General features: G+C 43.6%; 24 protein-coding genes. 9 read left to right on the forward strand and 15 right to left on the reverse strand.

All coding sequences use genetic code 11. The features are described from left to right. The first annotated feature begins 6 nt into the window (after positions 1–6). Positions 7–768: a phosphodiester glycosidase family protein gene (locus EMP01_RS01720; protein ID WP_129019771.1), complete on the forward strand. Its 762-nt coding sequence runs from the start codon at positions 7–9 to the stop codon at positions 766–768. A gap of 8 nt (positions 769–776) precedes the next feature. Here the strand turns inward: EMP01_RS01720 and EMP01_RS01725 are convergent, their stop codons facing one another. After that, complete coding sequence (locus EMP01_RS01725) at positions 777–1,172, reverse strand: VanZ family protein (RefSeq protein WP_129019772.1); 396 nt, start codon at positions 1,170–1,172, stop codon at positions 777–779. Positions 1,173–1,194: 22 nt separating this feature from the next. Continuing rightward, complete coding sequence (gene gcvH / locus EMP01_RS01730; RefSeq protein ID WP_129019773.1) at positions 1,195–1,572, reverse strand: glycine cleavage system protein GcvH; 378 nt, start codon at positions 1,570–1,572, stop codon at positions 1,195–1,197. Between the two features lie 116 nt (positions 1,573–1,688). Here gcvH and EMP01_RS01735 point away from each other — a divergent pair, with 116 nt between their 5' ends. Continuing rightward, on the forward strand, positions 1,689–2,162 hold the full coding sequence (locus tag EMP01_RS01735; protein ID WP_129019774.1) for a hypothetical protein: 474 nt from the start codon (positions 1,689–1,691) through the stop codon (positions 2,160–2,162). 10 nt (positions 2,163–2,172) lie between these two features. Here the strand turns inward: EMP01_RS01735 and hpt are convergent, their stop codons facing one another. Both hpt and EMP01_RS01745 read right to left on the reverse strand, forming a co-directional pair. Further along, on the reverse strand, positions 2,173–2,709 hold the full coding sequence (gene hpt / locus EMP01_RS01740) for a hypoxanthine phosphoribosyltransferase (protein ID WP_129019775.1): 537 nt from the start codon (positions 2,707–2,709) through the stop codon (positions 2,173–2,175). 39 nt (positions 2,710–2,748) lie between these two features. After that, complete coding sequence (locus EMP01_RS01745) at positions 2,749–4,083, reverse strand: MutS-related protein (RefSeq protein WP_129019776.1); 1,335 nt, start codon at positions 4,081–4,083, stop codon at positions 2,749–2,751. A 121-nt stretch (positions 4,084–4,204) separates the two neighbouring features. On the opposite strand from EMP01_RS01745, the gene EMP01_RS01750 reads away from it, so the two are divergent. Next, entirely contained in the window at positions 4,205–5,665 is a 1,461-nt protein-coding gene (locus EMP01_RS01750) for an aminoacyl-histidine dipeptidase (protein ID WP_202615970.1), read from the forward strand. A gap of 64 nt (positions 5,666–5,729) precedes the next feature. Here the strand turns inward: EMP01_RS01750 and EMP01_RS01755 are convergent, their stop codons facing one another. Beyond that, a complete protein-coding gene (locus EMP01_RS01755; RefSeq protein ID WP_129019777.1) occupies positions 5,730–6,242 on the reverse strand; it encodes a hypothetical protein in 513 nt (170 codons plus the stop codon). 43 nt (positions 6,243–6,285) lie between these two features. Then, positions 6,286–6,783, reverse strand: coding sequence for a hypothetical protein (locus tag EMP01_RS01760; protein WP_129019778.1), 498 nt, complete (start codon positions 6,781–6,783; stop codon positions 6,286–6,288). 242 nt (positions 6,784–7,025) lie between these two features. On the opposite strand from EMP01_RS01760, the gene EMP01_RS01765 reads away from it, so the two are divergent. Beyond that, positions 7,026–7,412: a helix-turn-helix domain-containing protein gene (locus EMP01_RS01765; protein WP_129019779.1), complete on the forward strand. Its 387-nt coding sequence runs from the start codon at positions 7,026–7,028 to the stop codon at positions 7,410–7,412. A gap of 58 nt (positions 7,413–7,470) precedes the next feature. Here the strand turns inward: EMP01_RS01765 and EMP01_RS01770 are convergent, their stop codons facing one another. After that, positions 7,471–8,412, reverse strand: coding sequence for an SPFH domain-containing protein (locus EMP01_RS01770; protein ID WP_129019780.1), 942 nt, complete (start codon positions 8,410–8,412; stop codon positions 7,471–7,473). Positions 8,413–8,482: 70 nt separating this feature from the next. On the opposite strand from EMP01_RS01770, the gene EMP01_RS01775 reads away from it, so the two are divergent. Beyond that, positions 8,483–8,977 carry an IPExxxVDY family protein gene (locus EMP01_RS01775; protein WP_161971189.1) on the forward strand — a complete coding sequence of 165 codons (495 nt, stop codon included), beginning with the start codon at positions 8,483–8,485 and terminating at the stop codon, positions 8,975–8,977. Positions 8,978–9,037: 60 nt separating this feature from the next. Here EMP01_RS01775 and EMP01_RS01780 read toward each other — a convergent pair whose 3' ends face one another. Together EMP01_RS01780 and panC are read right to left on the reverse strand one after the other, a co-directional pair. Further along, positions 9,038–9,823, reverse strand: a complete 786-nt coding sequence (locus tag EMP01_RS01780; protein WP_129019782.1) for a 3-hydroxybutyrate dehydrogenase — start codon at positions 9,821–9,823, stop codon at positions 9,038–9,040. Between the two features lie 5 nt (positions 9,824–9,828). After that, entirely contained in the window at positions 9,829–10,677 is an 849-nt protein-coding gene (panC, locus tag EMP01_RS01785; protein ID WP_129019783.1) for a pantoate--beta-alanine ligase, read from the reverse strand. A gap of 235 nt (positions 10,678–10,912) precedes the next feature. Between panC and EMP01_RS01790 the strand changes: the two genes are divergently transcribed. From EMP01_RS01790 to glmS, 3 genes are all read left to right on the forward strand, one after another. Beyond that, positions 10,913–11,728 (forward strand): glycogen/starch synthase, encoded by an 816-nt coding sequence (locus EMP01_RS01790; RefSeq protein WP_129019784.1) that lies wholly within the window; start codon positions 10,913–10,915, stop codon positions 11,726–11,728. Between the two features lie 89 nt (positions 11,729–11,817). Then, positions 11,818–13,176 (forward strand): DUF4270 family protein, encoded by a 1,359-nt coding sequence (locus EMP01_RS01795; protein WP_237559443.1) that lies wholly within the window; start codon positions 11,818–11,820, stop codon positions 13,174–13,176. 12 nt (positions 13,177–13,188) lie between these two features. Next, positions 13,189–15,027 carry a glutamine--fructose-6-phosphate transaminase (isomerizing) gene (glmS, locus tag EMP01_RS01800; protein ID WP_129019786.1) on the forward strand — a complete coding sequence of 613 codons (1,839 nt, stop codon included), beginning with the start codon at positions 13,189–13,191 and terminating at the stop codon, positions 15,025–15,027. Positions 15,028–15,107: 80 nt separating this feature from the next. Here the strand turns inward: glmS and EMP01_RS01805 are convergent, their stop codons facing one another. The 5 genes from EMP01_RS01805 to EMP01_RS01825 form a co-directional block, all read right to left on the reverse strand. Further along, positions 15,108–16,421: a phenylacetate--CoA ligase family protein gene (locus EMP01_RS01805; RefSeq protein ID WP_129019787.1), complete on the reverse strand. Its 1,314-nt coding sequence runs from the start codon at positions 16,419–16,421 to the stop codon at positions 15,108–15,110. Between the two features lie 93 nt (positions 16,422–16,514). Further along, the gene (locus EMP01_RS01810) at positions 16,515–17,438 is read right to left on the reverse strand and encodes a beta-ketoacyl synthase chain length factor (RefSeq protein WP_129019788.1); all 924 of its coding nucleotides are present in this window, start codon (positions 17,436–17,438) and stop codon (positions 16,515–16,517) included. Positions 17,439–17,509: 71 nt separating this feature from the next. Further along, entirely contained in the window at positions 17,510–18,232 is a 723-nt protein-coding gene (gene rnc, locus EMP01_RS01815; protein ID WP_237559444.1) for a ribonuclease III, read from the reverse strand. A gap of 12 nt (positions 18,233–18,244) precedes the next feature. After that, entirely contained in the window at positions 18,245–19,504 is a 1,260-nt protein-coding gene (fabF, locus tag EMP01_RS01820) for a beta-ketoacyl-ACP synthase II (RefSeq protein ID WP_129019789.1), read from the reverse strand. A 57-nt stretch (positions 19,505–19,561) separates the two neighbouring features. Then, positions 19,562–19,798 (reverse strand): acyl carrier protein, encoded by a 237-nt coding sequence (locus tag EMP01_RS01825; RefSeq protein ID WP_124635397.1) that lies wholly within the window; start codon positions 19,796–19,798, stop codon positions 19,562–19,564. Positions 19,799–20,107: 309 nt separating this feature from the next. On the opposite strand from EMP01_RS01825, the gene EMP01_RS01830 reads away from it, so the two are divergent. After that, positions 20,108–20,614: a hypothetical protein gene (locus EMP01_RS01830; protein ID WP_129019790.1), complete on the forward strand. Its 507-nt coding sequence runs from the start codon at positions 20,108–20,110 to the stop codon at positions 20,612–20,614. A gap of 71 nt (positions 20,615–20,685) precedes the next feature. On the opposite strand, the gene fumC is transcribed toward EMP01_RS01830, so the two are convergent. Next, positions 20,686–22,107, reverse strand: a complete 1,422-nt coding sequence (gene fumC, locus EMP01_RS01835; protein ID WP_129019791.1) for a class II fumarate hydratase — start codon at positions 22,105–22,107, stop codon at positions 20,686–20,688. Positions 22,108–22,125 lie beyond the last annotated feature (18 nt).

A 22,125-nucleotide genomic window follows, 5' to 3' on the forward strand; every position in this document is an offset into this window, starting at 1 on the left:
ACTGCTATGAGGTCTTACATCTGCATTATCTCCAGCCTGCTGTTACTCTTTACCTCCTGCGGACAGGTAACGGAACAGGATGTAAAAGAACTGAAGAAAACGGTTAAGAAAAAGATTGCTGAATCTACAGCAGACGAGTCTTTTATCCTGGACTTTACGACCGAACCGAAAATGGTACAGATGTATTGGAGAGATGAGCAGAAGCATACCTTCAAAAGCTTCGATAGCCTGGACCAATGGTTGCAGGGCGATGGTAAATCCCTGCGCTTTGCAATGAACGGCGGTATGTACATGGAGGACAATAGTCCGCTGGGACTTTATATAGAAAACGGAAAGACTTTAAGAAAATTAAACACCCGCAGCGGTAAGGGCAATTTCTATCTGAAACCGAATGGTGTGTTTTATACCACCCGTTCGGGGAAAGCCGGGATCGTGCTTACCGAAAAATTTAAAGCATCGGCCGACATACGCTTTGCAACGCAATCCGGGCCTATGCTGGTCATTGATGGTAAGATTCACCCTGCATTTGACCAGGCCTCGCAGAATGTCAATATCCGTAACGGAGTGGGCATTCTGCCGGATGGCAAGGTACTGTTTGCCATGTCCAAATCGCTCATTACGTTTTACGATTTTGCACGCTATTTTCAGGAAAAAGGATGTAAGTATGCTTTATACCTGGATGGTGGCATCAGCAAAACATATCTGCCCGAGCAGGAATATAAAGATAAAACGGGAGACTTCGGAGTGATTATAGGAGTTACTAAATAAAAAGTAGCTTACTTTTCTGCGCACAGTTTCCGGAACAAATGGAATACCAATATACCGATCAGCGCACCTATACTATCTGCCAGCGCATCATACAGATCACAGCTGCGACCCTCAACCAGCCCGCTTCCCTGCAGTAATTCTACCGCATAACCATAAGCCGTACAGATCAGCAATACTTTAAGGCTATTCTTTACAGTGCCGGGGTGTTTATACACCGCAACGCACAGAAAGGCCAGGACGGCAAATATGCCGAAGTGTACCAGCTTATCATATTGGAAAATAGTCAGGCTGGGTACATCTTTGCCGGGCAGCAAACAGCCTGCAAATATAAAAGCAGCCCATCCGACACTCAGACAGGCTGCTCTTATTTTATTCCGTACCAACCAATGAAATACAGGACGCATTCTGGTGGTCGTATTTATGTTATTAACCGATCAGGTTTTGGTAAGCTTCAGCATCTAACAGTGCCTCAACATCAGCAATGCTATCTACTTTTACTTTTACCATCCATCCGTTACCGTATGGATCGCTGTTTACCGCTTCAGGCTCAGCAGCCAGGTCAGCGTTTAATTCCAGTATGGTACCTGCAACCGGCAAGTACAGATCAGATACGGTTTTTACCGCTTCTACAGTACCGAAAACTTCTTGAGCGCCTAATTGCTGTCCTACAGTTTCAACTTCTACGAATACGATATCACCTAATTCTTTCTGAGCGAAGTCAGTAATACCGATAGTAGCGATATCCCCATCTAAAGAAATCCATTCGTGTTCTTTAGTGTACTTTAAATTAGCAGGAATGTTCATACCTATTTATGTTTTTAATATTTGCTGCGAAAATACAATTTTTAAATTTCCTTGGAAACAAATTTATAAATATATAATTTCATTATTAAACTCTTGGATTATATAACCCCCACCCCATGATCCGATACCTGTTCTATAGTATCATTTTGTGCATTGCCCATTGCGCTGTAGCACAGCAATCCGTACCTGTCCGGATATTCCGGGACTCTGTACTGCTGCCGGACAATATCATCATCCTGGGGCCCGAACTCCGGGATACAGCACAGTTTACCATCACATTAGAAGCACACCTGCCTGCAGCGGCCAAAAATGCGAACCAATACACCATTCCCTTGCAGTTTTATTGCAGCAATCAAACCGGAAAATCGCTGCTGTACTACACTGAAGCGGTTTTCTACCATGACTCCAGGCTGACGTATGATCGTAGGGAGGTAATACGCTTACAGGCGAAAGAACAAAAAGTAATGCAACTCATCTTATACAGGGCATCCTCTCCCTCGTTCTCCAAGACAGACTTGCTGCAATGGCAGGTAGTGGGAGGAGGCATGTTGTATATTCCTGTCGCCTTCCGGCTGGTCTATGAGCAATAAAAAAGCCGGCTTATTCTGCCAGCTGATAAATACTTGGTATGTTACGGCCTAAACCATCATAATCTAGTCCGTAGCCCACTACAAACTTATCCGGGATCTCAAAGCCCAGGTAATCGGGTTGTATATCGAACTGGCGGGCAGATGGCTTGGTCAGCAGGGTTGCGATCTTCAGTGATGCGGGACCTTGCTGTTGCAGTTCCGGCATAAAATTAAATAAGGTACGACCAGTATCCAGTATATCCTCCAGCAGGATGATATGGCGGTCTTTCAGGCGCTCATCAAGACCTATAGCAGTAATAACTTTGCCAGTAGAGGTAGTGCCTTTATAAGAGGCCAGTTTGATGAAAGAAATCTCCGCTTCAATATTCAATTTACGAAACAGATCGGCTGCAAATAAAAACGAACCGTTGAGAATAGCAATAAACAAAGGTTTTTTGCCGGCATAATCGGCACTGATCTGTGCTGCGATCTGTGCACAGGCTGCATCAATCTCCGCAGCAGAAATATAGGGTACGAACTGTTTATCGTGTACTGTAATCTTATCCATTATTGATGAACTATATATGCCTGCAAAGGTACAGCCTTTTTATACAGAGCCTGCGTTATCTTTTTTATAAGTCAACAGATCCAGCACCCCTTCATTCTTCAATACAATAAAGCCGATCTTGTCGTTGGAGACTCCCTCTTTCAAAGCATAAGTAAAACGGTAATTGCCTGTTGGATCAATAACGGTTTCACAATAACGGAACAATATACCCGGCTCATGCTTCAGCTCCTCATACAATTCGTACAGATGGGTAGACAAAGCCAACAGGTTACTTTTGTGCAGGAGCAGGTGTTGAATTACTGCCTTACTGCATTCATAGGCATCATGTACATTGGTGCCTTTAAACAACTCATCCATCAGCACCAGGTGGCGGTTGCTCTGCTGTATTTTCTGTGCAGTCAGTTTCATACGCTGTACTTCGGCAAAGAAGTAACTTTCGCCAAGAAAGATATTATCTTCTACCTGCATATTAGTGATGATGCCATCCAGGAAGCTGATAGCATATGCTTTTGCGGGCACACCCATACCGATATGTGCCAGCAGTGCACTCAGCCCCAGACTGCGCAGCAGCGTGCTCTTCCCCGACATATTAGCCCCGGTCAGGAATAACATATACTGCTCCTGCCCCAGCCCGATATCATAGCTTACCGGTTGCTGCAACAATGGATGAAACAGTTGTCTGGCCTGAAGTTTAATATCCTGTTCATTACTGATCTCCGGCATTACAAAGCCCAGATCAAGTGTAGCCTTAGCCATACCAAACCAGGCATCCATATGGGCAAACTGGTCAAATACCGTAGTCATATATTTTTTCAACCCACGGCGGGCGTTATAACCGGCGTGCATCAGTTTACGCAAAGCGGTATGCTCATTCATATCCAGCATTTCGCGGCATATAGGTTCTCTCAGCAAATGAGCAAATGTCTCCTGCGCCTGCAGGACCAGTGCAGGTGTATGCTCATCTTCAATCGCATTAAAAGCAGCCAGCCCCTTGACCAGGTCTATCAGGTGCATTACCGAAAACTGCAATAGAGAATAGGCATTTTTATTGAAGATTTTCTGGATCGTAGCATCTAATGAAAACAGCCATGAGCTTGGCTTATAATGCAAACCATCATTCGATTCAAAAAATTCGCGCAGCATCACCATAGTACCATTAGAAATAACCTCCGGCCACACATCCTGGTGCCTCATCCAGTATTGCACCGCCTCCTGCTGCTGTATAAGTACTTCATACTGCCTGGTGGGATGTGTGAGAAAGTGACGCAACTGCCGTGTACCCAAATGGGTAGTACTGCGGTTAATCAGGTCAAAAACATTGACCTGTCCGGTAAATACAGAGAGATCTTTTAAGGTTATATTATCAATGTGCACTTAGGATATGATTTGGTCTGCTACAAAGACGAAAATACTTGATTTTTTCCCAAAAATTCCTGAAGGCCGCCAGAGACCACAATTTCTTCATCCGGTGTATACTCCAAACCTTTACCTTTGTATGCAATCATTAATCATAACTGTCATGCCATTAAGCAATATTGAACCACAGATTATCTGGAAGAATTTTTCCAAGCTGAATGCTATTCCCCGTCCTTCTAAAAAAGAGGCACGTGTTATTGAATTTATCAAACAATTCGGTACTGATTTAGGTTTGCCGACATCAGTAGATGAGGTAGGTAATGTGATCATCAAAAAGCCGGCAACAGCGGGCATGGAAGACCGCAAAGCGGTGATCCTGCAATCGCACCTGGATATGGTATGCCAGAAAAATAATGATACCGTTTTTGACTTTGACAATGAGGGTATCCGCATGAAAGTGGATGGTGACTGGGTAAAAGCGGAAGGTACCACTTTAGGGGCCGATAACGGATTGGGCGTTGCTTCCATCATGAGCATACTGGAATCAAACGACATTCCGCATCCCGCACTGGAAGCGCTGTTTACGATAGATGAAGAAACGGGTATGACCGGTGCACTGGGCTTGCAGCCTGGTCAGCTGGAAGGCGACATTTTACTGAACCTGGATACGGAAGAAGATGATGCTTTCAGCATTGGCTGCGCCGGTGGTGTAGATGTTACAGCTACGCAACATTACGACCTTACAGAAGGTGATGGCGATGCGGTAAGCATAACTATTTCAGGTCTGCAAGGAGGTCACTCTGGCATGGATATTCATAAAGGTCTGGGTAATGCCAATGTATTACTGGGCCGTTTTCTGCACCTTGAGATCGACGATATTCAACTGATCGGTATTGATGGCGGAGGGCTGCGTAACGCGATTCCGCGCGAAGCTAATGCCAGCTTTTATTGTGGCGATTTCGCCGATTACAGTGCTGCGTTTGAAGCCTTAAAGGCAGAGGTGATGGAAGAGTTCCAGTCGCTGGAGCCAGGCTTAACCATTAGCCTGAAACAAATTGACGGTGATGCAGAAGCCTTATCCAAAGAGGATTCCAACACGATCGTGTATGTACTGAAATCATTACATAATGGCGTATACCGCATGAGCCCTGATATTGCAGGACTGGTAGAAGCGTCTAACAATATTGCCCGCGTAGAACTGAAAGAAGGTGCTTTGTCTATCCAATGCCTGACACGCTCTTCCGTTACGTCGACCAAAGTACAGGTAGCAGAGCAGTTACAATCGGTATTCGAACTGGCTGAGATGAGTGTATCTACCTCTGGTGATTATCCGGGCTGGAAACCAAACCCGGACTCTTCTATTCTGAAAGTAATGGAGCAGCGTTATGAAGCATTATTCAGCAGCAAGCCTCATGTAGAAGCCTGTCACGCCGGACTGGAATGTGGTATCATCGGAGCGCATTATCCTAACATGGAAATGATCTCTTTCGGTCCTACCATTAAAGGAGCACACTCTCCTGAAGAGCGCGCCAACATAAGCTCTACACAGAAATTCTGGTCTTTCCTGAAAGATGTACTGAGCAATATTCCAAAGAAATAAAAACCCTTTTAATAAAGTAAAAAGGCGGCCATTGGCCGCCTTTTTACATCTATAAAATATAAGACTACTTCATTTTAAATGCTTTCAGAAAAGCCTTTAGCTGATCCTGTTCTTCATCACTGTAGAATACGGAAACAGTTTTAGTACAGTCGGGGCCACATTCTTTGGCGCAAATCCATTGTCCATCCATCATTCCGGGTATAGTACACACCCGGGGCTTGCCCTGACAAATGACCATTCCTTTTTCCAGGGAGGCACTGGTAAACTGTATTTTCTTCCCTGAAACAAATAGCTGTATCGCCATCCTGAGATGCCCGTCTTTACTCACCCCAAGCAATATCCAAAAGGGTTTACCGGTTTGCTCATCTTTCTGCTCCAGTACCCGATACTCCTCTATGGTGTATTCCAGGTGCTGATCTTTACAGACAGATTTCCAGAATTGTTTTATGGGTTCAATATTGCGTATGTCTTGCAACTGCTCTGTTGAAGAGATTGTAACGGCCTTTTTTTGTTTTGCAAAGGAACTATTACAGGCAAAAGCCAGCACAATAATCCAGAATAGTACGAACTTGCTCACGAAAGTAAAATTAAGATTAATCATTCTTGCTTAAACAGCATGATTAATAGTGATCAATAAATGATTGAACAGGATCTGGTTGGCTAGGCCCCTCCGTAAACATTGGCACTGTTTCTGTCTTCGAACAAGATGTGCAAGGATATTCACATGCCCATAAACTTTTCGTTTTTCTGGGAGTACAGCCAACAGTACAGCCGGAACAAGTTACGGTTCCTCCTGATAAGGATGCTGAAGTTAAATAAATAATCCCACCTTCATTGAAAACCTGGAATGCAATTTTAAAATCATTGTTTTTACTAGCTCCAATGAGCAAGTAATTTACAGAGCCGGATTCATTTTCCTTTACTATATTAATAGAATAAGAGGTTAATTCATAATTGAATCTATTTTCTCGCATATATTCTTTCCAATAGTTTTTCACTTTAGAAATGTCCGATAATTGAAATTGTTGTTCGATTAAGACTCCGACTTTAAGTTTTGTCTGAGCTAAAATTGGCAAACTAAACAAAGCCAAAAGGATTGTAATAATTGATTTTCTCATTTTACAAAACTTTTAATAAATAAAAAATAAAATCCCGATCATCATTATGGCCACTTATGATAAATCAAGATTATTTAGTCAAAAATGCGCAATTAAAATTTATACCTCTAATCCTTTTCTGCTTAAAAAGTTTCCAAATTTGCCACCTCCGAGATATGTTAACGAATTGAAATTCTCAGACCAAATAGAATGTGAAAATTGTTTTAATATTATAATTGCACTACTAAATCTACCCTGTGTTTATGAATATTTCATCCTTGCATACCAACTTGAAGAAATTCAGGCTGGAACGTCGTTTTACTCAAATAGAGATGGGAGAATTGCTGAATATTTCAGCCAGTCAATATTCCAAAATAGAGAATGGAAGATGCCATATTAATCTTTATCATATTGAGGCACTTGCCCATAACCTAAGCATAGAGTTTTCAGTTTTATACTACAAATTAAAAGAGACTGAAATACCCTTTTCTCTTATAAATGATGATGCTGAATCTATTAGCTCCTCTCATAAAATACGTACAAATTCATTTGAAAGCGCCATTAATACATTAAGAGAATATTGCATTCGAAATGGTCATATAATTACTGTTGATTTTAATGGAGACGTCGCTATAAAATACAACAAATAAAAATGCTATCCTTAAACTAAGGATAGCATTTTTAATCTATAATTGCTTGTGATTACATCTACCCTTTAGGCTTAGCCTGAGACAGGATAGAAGAGCCCTGTGCAATAGACATCATTTCTTTCAGTGTACGCTGCATATTATCGGCATTACCATCCAGGAAGATGGTATTGCCTTTACCGTTTTCTGCAAAATGTTTGATCGCATCAGTCCACATAGAGAACAGGATAAATGAGGCATCCAGATTGGCCTGCTCCATTTCTTTCGCAGCTGCTGCCATACCATGTGCTACCTCTTCGCGGAACAATGCCACACCCTGACCTCTTAACTGTGCTGCCTGGCGCTCTGCTTCTGCCTGAATCTTGATGGCATTACCTTCTGCTTCTGCACCTTTCGTTTTGGTGATGAGCAAGGCCTGGCCTTCATTTTCGGCGGCGGCTTTCAGGTTATTAGATGCTACTACCTGCGCCATAGATTTCATGATCACTTCATCGAATGTAATGTCATTGATCTGCAGATCGATCAGGTGATACCCCCAGTCTTCCAGAGATTTGTCCAGTTGCTCTTTTACGTGCAGGATGATCTCTGTACGCAATGCCAGGATCTCACTTTGTTTTTTGGTGGCTACGAATGCTCTTACCGAACCTTCTACAGAACGCACCAGGGCCTGCATCAGGCTGCGCTCATCCATAAATTTGAAGGCCACGCTTTTTACCGTTTCTTCTTCCTGGTTGAACACGGCATACAGCAGCATGGCAGAGAAGTTTACATTAGCCTGATCCTGTGTAATGGCCTGGAATTTCAGTTCGATCGATCTGTTCTGAATGGAAATACGTTTAAAAATCTGCTCGATGAGGGGAATACGAAAGTTAAGCCCCGGGCGTAATACGCGACGAAACTTACCGAATACGGTAACCACGGCTACTGTTCCCTGACGTACGGTAACGAAGCAGGTAAACAGGACAACTACGATGACAATGAGAATGATGTAAGTAGGAGACATAATTGAATATTTTTGTGTTAATGCAGCTAAAATAAGTAATTTTAGCCAGCATATTATAAGAAGGCATACCGTGGAGCTCCTAACCCTTGATTTAGACAAAATAGAAGATGATTTTTTTGACAACTGTCAGCTGCTGGGCCTGCAAACCAATGCTAGTCCCACGCGTTTATGCTGGCTGCTGGAAACCTATCTGGGTCTGTGTTTTCAGCGAAGGATGACAGACGATATAGATGTGCGCCGTATTTATGATGTACCCCAGGCACCGCAACTGAACGGAACCTTGTTCGATCACATCGACACTCCGGATGAGCCGGTTCACTTTCTCGTATACCGTCATGTATTTCACTACACCGATCTGGGTATACTGTTATATACCAATCACCGCAATGGTTATTATCTGCTGCCGGAATCCAAGAGTCAGAATTATCTGTTACTGATACAGGATGAAGACTTCCGGATACGGGATAAGGAACTGGCAGAGTGGTTGCAGGAATTGCCCACTATAGAAGGGGTATCGGTCTTACCACTAGATCAGCTGAAACATAAGTCTAACCTGATTATATAAAAAGTGTTGCGCGGGCCGGGGCCCGCGCAACACTTTTTATATACAATTATGGAGAAGCTATTAGTGTGCTGTCCAGCCGGCATCAACCGACAGGGCAATACCTGTTGTCACCGATGCTGCTGCACTTTCTGTCAGGAACAATACTGATTCGGCAATCGCCTCAACAGTGATAAATTCTTTTACGGCATGCTCTTTCAGGAATACTTTTTCGATCACTTCTTCACGGGTCATGTTATGGGCTTTCATCTGGTCCGGAATCTGGTTCTCTACAATCGGGGTGAATACATAGCCCGGACATACTGCGTTCGCCGTAATACCGAACTCTCCGCCTTCAAGGGCCATTGTTTTGGTAAAACCGACGATACCGAACTTAGAAGAAACATAAGCACTCTTGAACGGTGACGCGATAAGACCGTGTGCAGAAGCGATATTGATGATACGACCGAATTTCTGCGCTTTCATTGCCGGCCATAAAGCTTTGGTCATATGAAAGGCTGCATTCAGGTTGATGTCGATAATCGCATCCCATTTTGCATCAGGAAAATCCTCAACAGGAGACACGAACTGTATGCCGGCATTATTGATCAGGATATCTACTACACCAAAGCGCTCCAAACTATGAGCAGCCATGTCGCTGATCTGCGCCGGATCGGCCATATTAGCCGGGAAGAACAGATGATCAATTCCGAATTCGGCAGCAATACCTGCAGCGATTTCCACACCGTTTGGTTCCAGTCCGTTGAAGATAATATTATACCCTTTCTGGGCATACATTCTGGCAATAGCCATACCTATACCGCTGGTACTTCCGGTAATCAGTACGGTTCTTTTTGTTGCGCTTGACATGAGTATTATTTTTTTAAGGGTAAATTATCGATCAGTCTTATGTCACCGATAAATGCCGCAATAAGCGCAATCATGTTACGGGAAGGACTATAGTCTTCCAGTATCTCAAGGGTGTCGGCATCGGCAAGTGTTACATAGTCGGGCCTAAAACCTTTATGCTCCAGCAAATCCAGGCATTCTTTCTTTACGATGTCAAATGGTTTAGTCCCATTCTGCGCTTCTACAGATATCAGGCATTGATAGAGCAAACCCGCCAGTGCCCGCTGTCCTTCTGTAAGTCTGCGGTTACGTGAACTCATAGCCAGACCATCCGGTTCGCGCATGGTTGGTACAAAGTGCATCTTTGTATTATCCTTACGCAGGCTTAAGAGCTGCTTTACGACCATGCATTGCTGGTAATCTTTCTGCCCCATATACAGGTTATCGGCCTGTACGGCATCCAGTAAGCGGCTCATGACCTGTGCCACACCCTGAAAATGTCCCGGGCGTGCAGCGCCATCCAGCACAGTTTCTACATATCCTAGATCGTAAGACTCAAGACTGACAATACCTTCAGGATACATTTCCGTGACCGGAGGCAGGAAAAGTATATCACAACCGGCATCCGTGAGCATGGCAATATCCTGCTCTATCGTAACCGGATAGTGTTCAAAATCTTTTGGATCATTAAACTGAGTGGGGTTGACAAATATGCTGCAGACAGTAGTATCAGCATTTTGTTTAGCGTTTTTGATCAGGCTGATATGCCCTTCATGTAAGGCGCCCATAGTGGGAATAAAGCCGATCTTTGCTTGTCCGGACCGGTAAGATTGCAGTGCTGCCTTAAGATCCGCTTTTGATTTAACTATTTTCATTCTGAAAATACGTGACTTCTATGTAAATTATTGGTAAAAGGTACTCAGATTAGGGATAAATTCATATAATATTCGTACCTTTGCCGTCAAACCTACCATAAAAAATGGTTAAAAACAAAAAAACATGAAATTTATAACATTTTACGCTGTGCATACATACGCTATCCCTTAGTGTACCGTGATTCCGATTGGTGATTGTATGTTATAAATATTTGTAATTTAAAAAAGTGCTTGAATGTCTAAGAAAAGAGTTTTGATCATTACCAGTGAGCTTTCCCCATACCTGGAATCTTCGGATTTCGCAGAATTACTAAACAAATTATCGGTTAAGACCTTTGACTCGGGAATGGAGATCCGGGTTATTATGCCGCGCTTTGGCACAATAAATGAGCGTCGTCATCGTTTACATGAAGTAGTACGCTTATCCGGGATCAATGTTGTTGTAGATAAAGAAGATCATCCTTTACTGATTAAAGTAGCTTCTTTGCCTAATGCAAGACTGCAAGTATATTTCATGGATAACGAAGATTTCTTCAAAAGAAAATTCGTGTACCGTGATGCCGATGAACAATTCTACAATGATAATACAGAACGTATGATCTTCTTCGCGAAGAGTTCTCTGGAGATTGTAAAAAAATTCGGATGGCCACCGGACATTATTCACTGTCATGGCTGGATGACCGCATTAGTACCGATGTTCCTGAAAACGGCTTACAAAAAAGAGCCTGTTTTCGCACAGTCTAAAACGGTATTTACAGCACAACAGAAACAATTTGAAGAAAAGTTGTCGGAGGATATGTTTAAAATGGTCCTGAATAGCGTTCCTATTAAAGACAAAGATCTGGAACCTTACGGAAATGACTATGATGGTCTGAACTACGGTGCCTGTAAATATGCAGATGTAGTGATTCATGGTCAGAGTAGCCTGAGCGACGATATCATCAACGATTTTAAATCGACCAAAAGCAAAAAAGTTGTACCTTACAACACTGAATGGTCAGAGGATATCAGCAGCTTATTTGAAGTGTACCAGACTTTGGCAGTAGATTAAAAGTAAAATTTAAACGTATTTATCTCTTGGTTACTAAAATCAATAAAAACATTATAAAAGCCTTGGCTGTTTGCACAGGCTTTTTTTCTTTGGCATCATGCCGGGAACACTCGGTAACACCTACTTCTGGGCTGGTACCGGAAGTGGATAACATTCATACCTTCGCGATGAATACAGGCGACTTTACCATTCAATTGCACAATCGCCTGTCCGACTCTATCATTACCAGTACTTATTATCTGACCGGCAGCACCAACGTGTCTGCGATCGGTTTAGGTACTTATGTAGATCCATTCTTCGGACGTACGACTGCATCTGCTTACCTGCAGGTAACTCCTTATAAGTCCGGCTTTGCTTTCCCAAGTGGTAGCATTATGGATTCTGCCGTGCTGGTACTCCCTTACCTGAGTGGCACTACAGGTGCCAAAAGCTATGGAGATACGACCAAAGCATTGCACCTGAATGTATACCGTACTACCTCCAAAGTTGAGGTATCCGGTACGTATTACAGCAGCTCTGTATTGCCGACAGAAGCGACTCCTATAGGGTCCGGAACTATTCCGTTTACCAATTATAAGAGCAGCAGCAAAATAGCTACTGCTACAAAAGATACGCTTACTGCCCAGCTGAGACTGAAGCTGAACAATAGTTTTGCTCAGGAAATCAGAAATGCAGATACGGCTAATTTTCTTAATACTACAGCTTTCCAGGAATACCTGAAAGGCTTATACATTACCCCCGATCTTACCCAAGCCGGCGGATTACTCAGCTACTTCCTGATACCGAGTGTAAGCTCCGGAGATCAGAAGAACCTGGCTGCTGCGCGCCTGGAGTTCTACTACCATACTGCTGATACCGTTTTAATGAGCAGCTTCCCGCTGAAGACTGATGTATGTGGTTATTTCACTAATTACAATCGTAATTATACCGGATACCCTGCAGCGAATTACCTGAATAAAAATTCTGATTCTGTACTGATTCAGAGTGAGCCAGGGTTTGCCACAGAAGTTACGATTACCGGCCTGATGAATATTCCACCAGCGGTAATCAATAAAGCGGAGATGGTGTTCACTGCGGTGAACCTGGCCAGCCCGGACAATATCTTTACCCCGATCGATGTACTGACACCGGTACTGATGGAGAACGGCCAGGAAATGCCGCTATATGAGGTGGTAGATAATAACGGTAATACGAACAGCAGTGGTTCTTTATTTGTGAATCCATATGCTCAGAAAAGAACAATCGCGGGTATAGAATATACTCAATACCGCATCAATATTCCAAGAACATTGCAGCATGCGCGCATTGAAGGAAAAAATGCAGTGACCATCCGTCTTCGCGGGTCGAAAAACTACCCTGGTATGTTCCGTGTACTGGCACCGGGTATCGGCGCGGGCGGAGAGACCAATTTTCAATTTAATCTCATTTATACTAAACAACAACAATAACTTTCATCATCTATGTGCGGAATCGTAGCATACATTGGAAAAAGACAGGCTTACCCTATTTTAATCAAAGGTCTTCAGAGATTGGAATACAGAGGCTATGACAGTGCGGGCGTCGCACTGTTAAACGGAGATCTGCATGTGTACAAAAAAGCAGGAAAGGTATCTGACCTTCAGAAATTTGCAGAAGGACAGGATGTTGAAGGTACAATTGGTATCGGACATACCCGCTGGGCGACCCACGGAGAACCGAATGACCGTAATGCGCACCCTCACGTATCTAACTCCGGCAATTTTGCATTGGTACACAACGGTATTATTGAAAACTATGCTGCTTTAAAAGAGCAACTGACCAACAGTGGATATACCTTTAAATCAGACACCGATACGGAAGTACTGGTAAACCTGATCGAAGAAGTCAAGAAACAGGAAGATGTATCACTCGAAGATGCTGTGCGCATTGCCCTGAACGAAGTGGTAGGTGCTTATGCTATTGTTGTGATTGATCGCACTAATGAAGATAGCCTGATCGTAGCCCGTAAAGGCAGCCCGCTGGTATTGGGTATCGGAGACCAGGAGTTCTTTGTAGCATCTGATGCTTCTCCGATTATTGAATACACTAAAAACGTAGTATACCTGGATGATCAGGAATATGCGGTTGTAGACAGAGCAGGTAAATTCACGATTAAGACACTGGGTAATATCGAAATTACTCCATTCATACAAAAATTACAGATGGACCTGGAGTCTATCGAGAAAGGTGGATTTGAGCATTTCATGCTGAAAGAAATCTACGAACAACCACGTGTAATCGCGGATGCTGTAAGAGGCCGTATGAGTGCTTCTGAAGGCTGGATCAAACTGGGAGGTGTAAATGAATTTGCAAACCGTATCAATAAAGCTAAAAGATTTATTGTAACAGCTTGTGGTACTTCATGGCACTCTGGTCTGATCGGTGAATACCTGATCGAGACACTGGCACGTGTACCGGTTGAGGTGGAATATGCTTCTGAATTCCGTTACCGTAACCCGATCATCCATGAAAGTGATATCATCCTTGCGATCTCTCAATCAGGAGAGACTGCAGATACACTGGCTGCAATCGAGGTTGCAAAAGAGCGTCAGGCGCTGGTTTATGGTATCTGTAATGTAATCGGTTCCTCTATCGCCCGCGTATCTCATGCCGGTTCTTATACCCATGCGGGTCCGGAAATCGGTGTGGCTTCTACCAAAGCATTTTCTACACAGGTAGTAATCCTGACGCTGATGGCTTTGCAGATCGCTCAACAGAAAGGTACTATTTCCAATTCTTACCTGCGTCAGGTATTGTATGAACTGGAAAACCTGCCTAAGAAAATTGAGAAGACACTGGAGCTGGATGCACAGATCAAAGTAATAGCTGAGCAGCTTAAGGATGCACAAAACTTCCTGTATCTGGGTCGTGGCTATAACTTCCCTGTGGCACTTGAAGGCGCACTGAAACTGAAAGAAATCTCTTATATTCATGCAGAAGGTTATCCTGCTGCGGAAATGAAACATGGTCCTATTGCACTGATCGATGAGCAAATGCCGGTAGTGGTATTGGCTACGAATGAAAGTGCCTATGAGAAAATTGTTTCTAACGTACAGGAGGTTAAAGCCCGTAAAGGTATTGTTATCGCTGTAGTGAACGAAGGTGACAAACAAATCAAATCGATGGCGGATTATGTGATCGAAATCCCGCAAACGGAAGAGATACTGACGCCATTACTGACGGTTATACCATTGCAATTATTATCGTACCACATTGCAGTAATGCGTGGTGCCAATGTAGACCAGCCGCGTAACCTGGCTAAGTCTGTTACTGTAGAGTAATCACATTTTAATATAGAAAGAGGAAGGCTCCTGCATATGTGCAGGAGCCTTCCTCTTTCTATAACTTATTGTACAATTGTTTATCGTATAATCCGGTTGAGCTTTCCGGCTTCGCATTTTGGTAATGAATCCTGGTCGTACAGGCATACATTGGTGGTAATCCCTACCCTTTTCTTTATTTCGGCCGATACTCTTTCTGCATAATCGGCTTTCAGTGCCCTGTGTTCTACGGTTTCCTTCCCTATCTTCAATTCTTCCAGCACATGATCATCCAGCTCGACATCAATATCCAAGGATACGATCATCTGCTCCTTTACAACAGGCTTCAGGTAGTAATTGGGCAGTAAGCCGCTGATATGTCCGAAGACTTCTTCGATCTGGCTGGGGTATACATTTACACCACGCACAATCAGCATATCATCTGTACGGCCAGCGATAGGGGCCATTTTGACCATGTTTATCTTTGAGTCATTATCATAATACAGACGGGTGATATCGTTGGTCCAGTAGCGCAGCAAGGGCATCCCTTCTTTGGTCAGTGTGGTGATGACCAGTACACCTTCTTCGCCTGGTGGCACCGGCTCTTTGGTAACCGGATCGAGGATCTCGGGATAGAAATGATCTTCCCAGATATAACTACCTCCCTTTTCCTCAAAATCTTCCATAGCAACCCCTGGCCCAATAATTTCGCTTAAGCCGTAAATATTGGTCGCTATGACGCCTAAACGCGATTCTACGTGTTGCCGCACCATTTCAGTCCAGGGCTCAGATCCCAGTACAGCATATTGCAGGCTGATATCCTGCGGGGTGATGCCTCTGCGGGCAAATTCGTCGGCTATCGTTAAGGCATAAGACGGAGAGCAGCAGATCACCTCCGGCTTGAAGTCCATAATCAGGTCTACCTGCCTGGTGGTCATACCACCGGATATAGGCAAAACAGTCATGCCCAGCTTTTCGGCACCATAGTGCAAGCCCAGCCCTCCGGTGAAGATACCGTAACCATATGCATTATGTAAAAGCATGCCAGGTCTGGCTCCGGCTGCTTTAAGGGAGCGCGCCACGACTTCGGTAAACAGATCAAGGTCTGCCTGAGTATACCCCACAACAGTAGGTTTACCGGTGGTACCACTGGAGCAATGTATACGGGTAAGTTCAGAACGGGGTACGGTAAGTAAACCGAAGGGATAGTTATCTCTTAAGTCTTGCTTGTATGTAATAGGTAATTTGTGGATATCTTCAATACTCCTGATATCCGCAGCAGTAATGCCGGCTTCCAGCATTCTGCTTCTGTAAAAAGGGGACTTTTCCTCCAGGCGGGACAGCAGCTTAAGTAAGCGCTCTGACTGTAAGGCACGCAGCTCCGAAAGAGACAAAGTCTCTATCTCTGTATTCATTTTTAAATCTGTTTGAGTTGTTCTACTAAGCTACAAATGATTGAATGAATAAGCAAGAAAAAGCCTGTATGTGCTGTTAAAATAATGCTATAACTACGCGGTAACCGGCAGCAGCTCAAACACAGACCAGAAGGCCCTGCAGGAGTTGACCACAATAACCGGCATATTCATTTGCTGCAGGTATTTTATGCCCAGAATCAGTGCCATTGAAGAACCGGTAGGATTGTATCCGATCACTTCATGTACATCCACTTGTTCAGGAGTATGTTCTAGCGTGATGGCTTCTGAATAGTTCTTCACTAATAAGAAGGGCTGATGGGTATACTGCTGTATAATCGCCTGCACCTTTTCAGCAGCAACAGATTTATTATTGGTCTTAAACTGTGTATAGGCTTTTAATGCTGCAATAGATTTATCCGGTGTGTTACCGGCTACCATAAACGAGGCGCCCTCTCCTACCTGTATATCTTTGCGCAGGCCTTTCAACAGCCACTCCAGTGTGTCATTTTTCTCGTCCACACCACCAATCACGACCTTTTGCTGCGGATACTGCAAAAGCTTTAATTCTGCATCCAGCAAAGCGCTCTCGAAGGATTGTGCTTTATGCACGAAGGTCATGTTATGTACATTACACTGAATAGATAAGGCTATCGCTCCGGCAATGGTATTGTGTGTGCTTTGAATAAAGGCCGTCGGGTTCAGCATCGATTCATTCTGCCGCACCATATTACCCAGGAAAGATTCTGAATCCTTAAGCATACCATATGCGGTACCTACTGTAATCGCAGAAAGATCTGCAGCGGTAACACCTGCATCATTGATCGCTGACTTGGCAGCAGTCAGCCCCATGCGCAGTCCTTTACTCATACGGCGCAGTTGCATCGGCGGAATCCATTGTGCATAAGCTGGTTCCTGTGCGTCAAGGCTTGGAGGACAGTTATCCAGATCAGGAAGCGGGCTATGGGTATCAATCATGCCCAAGGCATTGATACTGCATATACTGTGTATATACATCATAAGGTCATAAATCTTTGAAAAAAACCTGCAATACGCAGGTATGGCCAGCAAATATAAGTAAAGATTTCAGCTTATTCTACTACCTCACCCAATTGTTCCAGGGCCTTTTGCGCAGCAGTCTGCCCGGCTTGTTTTTTGTTGTAGCCGGTAGCTTTAATAAAGAGTTCGCCATCAACTTCGATTCCTACAGTAAATACCCTTCTTCCGGCTTCATTGGACTCGCCGAGGGTAATGAAATCGACTACTTTATTGTTGACCTGTGCCCAGTTATACAACTTGTTTTTAAAGTTGAAATCAGTGGCTTCAAGATCGTCAATATCGACGTAATTGTAGAGTAAGTTTTTGAGAATGAATTGCTCCGTTTTATCGAAACCACGATCGAGGTATATGGCACCTACAAGGGCCTCCAGAGAGTTTCCGAATATATTGCTCCGGCGCAGCATTTTATCGTGCTTATTGAAGCGGATCAGCTTTTGTATACCCATCTTCAGTGCAATCTCATTAAGAGACTGACGGCTAACAATTTTCGAACGCATTTCGGTAAGAAAGCCTTCGTCCTTATTAGGGTATTTTTTAAACAGATAAGCGCCTACAATACTGCCGATGAAAGCATCTCCAAGAAATTCCAGCCTTTCATTATTGGACTCCAGCTGCTCATTAGATGAACGGTGTGTGAAGGCAATGATATAAAAGGGCAAATGTTTAGGAGCAAAGCCCAGAAGATTTTTCAGTGCTTTTTTCAACTCTTTGTCATCACTTGACGAGTTCCTGAAAATATGCGTTCCGATGGCCAATAGTAAAGGGTTCTATTCTTCGAATTTTTTGAACACTACAGATGCATTATGCCCGCCGAAACCGAATGTATTACTTACTGCAGCACGGATCTCTCTTTTCTGAGCCTTGTTCAGGGTAAGATTAATTTTCGGATCGATAGCAGGGTCTGCAGTCGAGTGGTTGATGGTTGGAGGTACAACGCCATTCACCATAGCCAGAATCGTTGCTACTGCCTCAATCGCGCCGGCAGCACCTAACAGGTGACCCGTCATAGATTTGGTAGAGCTGATATTCAGCTTGTAGGTATGCTCACCGAATACTTTTTTGATTGCGGTCAGCTCAGCGATGTCTCCTAATGGAGTTGAAGTTCCGTGTACATTGATGTAATCAATGTCTTCCGGTTTCAGGTTTGCGTCATTCAGCACTTCATTCATTACATTGATTACGCCTAATCCTTCCGGATGAGGTGCAGTCAGGTGGTAAGCATCGGCAGACATACCGCCTCCTACCATTTCACAAATGATGTTGGCTCCTCTTGCTTTGGCATGCTCCAGCTCTTCAAGAATAATACCTGCACCACCTTCGCCCAGTACGAAACCATCACGGTTCAGATCAAATGGACGGCTGGCTGTTTTAGGATCATCATTTCTTTCAGAAAGGGCTTTCATTGCATTGAACCCTCCGATACCGGATTGGGTTACCACAGCTTCAGAACCACCTACTACAAATGCATTAGCCTTACCTAAACGGATATAGTTAAACGCGTCGATAAGTGCATTGGTAGAAGAAGCGCAGGCACTAACAGTAGCATAGTTAGGTCCGCGGAAACCATACTTCATAGAGATATGCCCTGCGGCAATATCCAGAATCAGTTTGGGAATAAAGAAAGGATTGAAACGGGGAGTTCCATCTCCTGAATTAAAATTGGTCATCTCTTCGATAAAGGTGATCATACCACCGATACCAGATGTCCAGATAACGCCTACTCTGTCTTTGTTAATTGTGTCTGCATCCAGGCCTGCATCTTTAACCGCCTGCTCTGCCGCTACCATAGCGATCTGAGAGAAACGATCCAGTTTGCGGGCTTCCTTACGATCCATGAATTGTTCAGGATTAAAGTCTTTCAGTTCGCAGGCAAATTTAGTTTTGAATTTTTCGGCATCAAACTGTTTAATGAAATCAGCGCCCGATACTCCATTAACCAATGCGTTCCAGTATTCGGTTACATTATTGCCAATTGGGGTCAGGGCGCCGAGGCCCGTTACTACTACTCGTTTTAACGGATAATTCATTAAATGTGTTTTTGTCTAAAAATAATTAAACTCTGGTTTCGCTTTTTTGTGTGAAGCTTACTTTGCGTGCTCTTCCAGGTAAGAGATAGCCTGACCTACTGAAGTGATGTTCTCAGCTTGATCATCCGGAATAGAGATATTAAACTCTTTTTCAAACTCCATCATTAACTCTACTGTATCCAGAGAATCCGCACCTAAGTCGTTAGTAAAACTAGCTTCTGGTGTAACTTCTGATTCGTCAACGCCTAATTTGTCAACGATGATTTTTTTTACGCGGTTTGCAACTTCTGACATGTTAGTTGAAATTTTAAGATTTTGTGCAAAAATACTTTTTTATTTAAAATTACCAATTTTCGTTTCAACTTTTTTAAACCTTTTTATTTTAGGGACAGCAGTCGTTTATGCTGTTATTACGCTGTTTTTAGCCTTTTTTTATCCTATAGTATATGGTATGTTAAAGCGTGAAAAGGTATGTTTCTGCCGCAGGAAAGCATTACCGGAAGCAAGAACACTAAAGTTAAGAACAATTAAGCTTACATATTCTTTTTCCACCATATTTAATAGTAACTTCGACCTATATTTCACCTACTAAACATTATTATCATGCGTCTCAGACTATTCACCCTGCTCGCTATGCTCTTCCTGGGTACCGGTACCCTATCGGCTCAAAAGAGCAAGATTACGACTCCCCTTGAGCTTAACAATTATTATGCTGATGTAACGGACTCTCTCTATACAATGGGACAGACCTGGGGCAAACTTTTCAACAAATCTTATACAGCAAAAGACTTTGCTCCGCTGGTCAGCCAACATAAAGCCATGATTGCTTTTGTAGAGCGTAAACAGAGGGAAGTGATGGCACAAAAAGATTTCGCCGGATCGGAAAACCTGCGCCTGGCCATGCTGGACTTTCTCTCTTATGAAAAACGCCTGATGACCGAGGGATTCATTCCTTTTGAAAAGCTGAAGGCCAATGCTACAGAAGAGCAGATCAAGACCTGCATATCCAAGCTGGAGGAACTGGCCAAATCGGAAAGTGAAGAACTAGGTAAAGTACAGAATGCACAAATGGAATTTGCCGAAAAGAATGGCTTTACAATTGAAGAATAATAAACTTGACTATAAAAGATAAAGGATCGCGTAATGCGATCCTTTATCTTTTTATAAATATATCAGTTCAATTAACCGATCTCACCACACATGCTTGCCGGAACAACCCACTCATCGAATTGTGCCTCAGTCATATGTTCAAAATCCAGGTCTTTCAGTTTATATTCAATTGCAGCCTGCTTCAGGGTAATGCCACGTTTGTGTGCATCCTGTGCGATACCAGCAGCGTTGTAATAGCCGATTTTGGTATTTAATGCAGTAACCAGCATCAGCGAGTTGTTTACGTGTGCGTCGATGTTTTTCTGAATCGGCTCGATACCCTGAGCACATTTCACATCAAAGCTTACACATCCTTCTCCGATCAGTCTTGCAGAGTGCAGGAAGTTATAGATCATCATCGGTTTGAATACATTCAGTTCGAAATGACCATTAGATCCACCTACGTTGATCGCTACATCATTACCCATTACCTGTGCTGCGATCATGGTCAGGGCCTCACACTGAGTAGGATTTACCTTACCCGGCATGATAGAAGAACCTGGCTCATTGTCCGGGATATGCAGTTCTCCGATACCCGCACGCGGACCGGAACTCAGCAGACGTACATCGTTTGCGATCTTCATCAGGCTTACTGCAACTGTTTTTAAGGCACCATGTGCAAATACTACTGCATCATGTGCTGCCAGACTTTCAAATTTGTTAGGAGCTGTTACAAATGGCAGGCCGGTTAATTCTGCGATTTTCTTAGCTACAGCCACATCATAACCTTTAGGAGCATTCAGACCGGTACCTACAGCAGTACCACCCAGAGCCAGTTCGCTCAGGTGCGGCAGGGTGCTTTCGATCGCCTGGATGCCATAGTTCAGCTGTGCTACATAGCCACTGATTTCCTGGCCCAGGGTCAGCGGAGTCGCATCCATCAGGTGGGTACGACCGATTTTCACCACGTGCATATAAGCTTTCGCTTTTGCATCCAGGGTATCTCTCAATTGTTTGATGCCTGGGATAGTGGTTTCTACCAGCATTTTGTATGCAGCGATGTGCATTGCGGTAGGGAAAGTATCGTTAGAAGATTGTGATTTATTTACATCATCGTTCGGATGCAGTGCTTTTTCTTTATCGGTCAGCTGGCCACCTTGCAGTACGTGTCCGCGATAAGCGACTACTTCGTTTACGTTCATGTTAGATTGGGTACCGGAACCGGTTTGCCAAACTACCAGGGGAAATTCATTATCTAATTTTCCTTCCAGGATTTCGTCACATACGGTGCCGATCAGTTGAGACTTTTCAGCAGGCAGTACACCCAGGTCAGTGTTAGTCAACGCGGCAGCTTTTTTCAGGTATGCAAATGCCTTAATGATCTCTGTCGGCATTTTATTAATATCCTGAGCAATTTTAAAATTGTCTACCGAACGTTGGGTTTGCGCTCCGTAATATGCACTAACAGGGACTTGTACTTCCCCCATAGTGTCCTTTTCAATACGAAATTCCATTGTTTGAAAATTTTAATC

It is taken from the genome of Edaphocola flava (assembly GCF_004118155.1).
GTDB lineage: Bacteria > Bacteroidota > Bacteroidia > Chitinophagales > Chitinophagaceae > Edaphocola > Edaphocola flava.

What these genes read in the sequence shown, in the direction of transcription:
- EMP01_RS01825 (WP_124635397.1), bottom strand. Translation starts at nt 19,798, where the DNA reads ATGTCAGAAGTTGCAAACCGCGTAAAAAAAATCATCGTTGACAAATTA.
- EMP01_RS01720 (WP_129019771.1), top strand. Translation starts at nt 7, where the DNA reads ATGAGGTCTTACATCTGCATTATCTCCAGCCTGCTGTTACTCTTTACC.
- EMP01_RS01790 (WP_129019784.1), top strand. Translation starts at nt 10,913, where the DNA reads ATGTCTAAGAAAAGAGTTTTGATCATTACCAGTGAGCTTTCCCCATAC.
- EMP01_RS01780 (WP_129019782.1), bottom strand. Translation starts at nt 9,823, where the DNA reads ATGTCAAGCGCAACAAAAAGAACCGTACTGATTACCGGAAGTACCAGC.
- EMP01_RS01765 (WP_129019779.1), top strand. Translation starts at nt 7,026, where the DNA reads ATGAATATTTCATCCTTGCATACCAACTTGAAGAAATTCAGGCTGGAA.
- EMP01_RS01760 (WP_129019778.1), bottom strand. Translation starts at nt 6,783, where the DNA reads ATGAGAAAATCAATTATTACAATCCTTTTGGCTTTGTTTAGTTTGCCA.
- EMP01_RS01830 (WP_129019790.1), top strand. Translation starts at nt 20,108, where the DNA reads ATGCGTCTCAGACTATTCACCCTGCTCGCTATGCTCTTCCTGGGTACC.
- hpt (WP_129019775.1), bottom strand. Translation starts at nt 2,709, where the DNA reads ATGGATAAGATTACAGTACACGATAAACAGTTCGTACCCTATATTTCT.
- EMP01_RS01725 (WP_129019772.1), bottom strand. Translation starts at nt 1,172, where the DNA reads ATGCGTCCTGTATTTCATTGGTTGGTACGGAATAAAATAAGAGCAGCC.
- EMP01_RS01770 (WP_129019780.1), bottom strand. Translation starts at nt 8,412, where the DNA reads ATGTCTCCTACTTACATCATTCTCATTGTCATCGTAGTTGTCCTGTTT.
- EMP01_RS01750 (WP_202615970.1), top strand. Translation starts at nt 4,205, where the DNA reads ATGCAATCATTAATCATAACTGTCATGCCATTAAGCAATATTGAACCA.
- EMP01_RS01735 (WP_129019774.1), top strand. Translation starts at nt 1,689, where the DNA reads ATGATCCGATACCTGTTCTATAGTATCATTTTGTGCATTGCCCATTGC.
- EMP01_RS01810 (WP_129019788.1), bottom strand. Translation starts at nt 17,438, where the DNA reads ATGATGTATATACACAGTATATGCAGTATCAATGCCTTGGGCATGATT.
- gcvH (WP_129019773.1), bottom strand. Translation starts at nt 1,572, where the DNA reads ATGAACATTCCTGCTAATTTAAAGTACACTAAAGAACACGAATGGATT.
- EMP01_RS01805 (WP_129019787.1), bottom strand. Translation starts at nt 16,421, where the DNA reads ATGAATACAGAGATAGAGACTTTGTCTCTTTCGGAGCTGCGTGCCTTA.
- panC (WP_129019783.1), bottom strand. Translation starts at nt 10,677, where the DNA reads ATGAAAATAGTTAAATCAAAAGCGGATCTTAAGGCAGCACTGCAATCT.
- fabF (WP_129019789.1), bottom strand. Translation starts at nt 19,504, where the DNA reads ATGAATTATCCGTTAAAACGAGTAGTAGTAACGGGCCTCGGCGCCCTG.
- glmS (WP_129019786.1), top strand. Translation starts at nt 13,189, where the DNA reads ATGTGCGGAATCGTAGCATACATTGGAAAAAGACAGGCTTACCCTATT.
- fumC (WP_129019791.1), bottom strand. Translation starts at nt 22,107, where the DNA reads ATGGAATTTCGTATTGAAAAGGACACTATGGGGGAAGTACAAGTCCCT.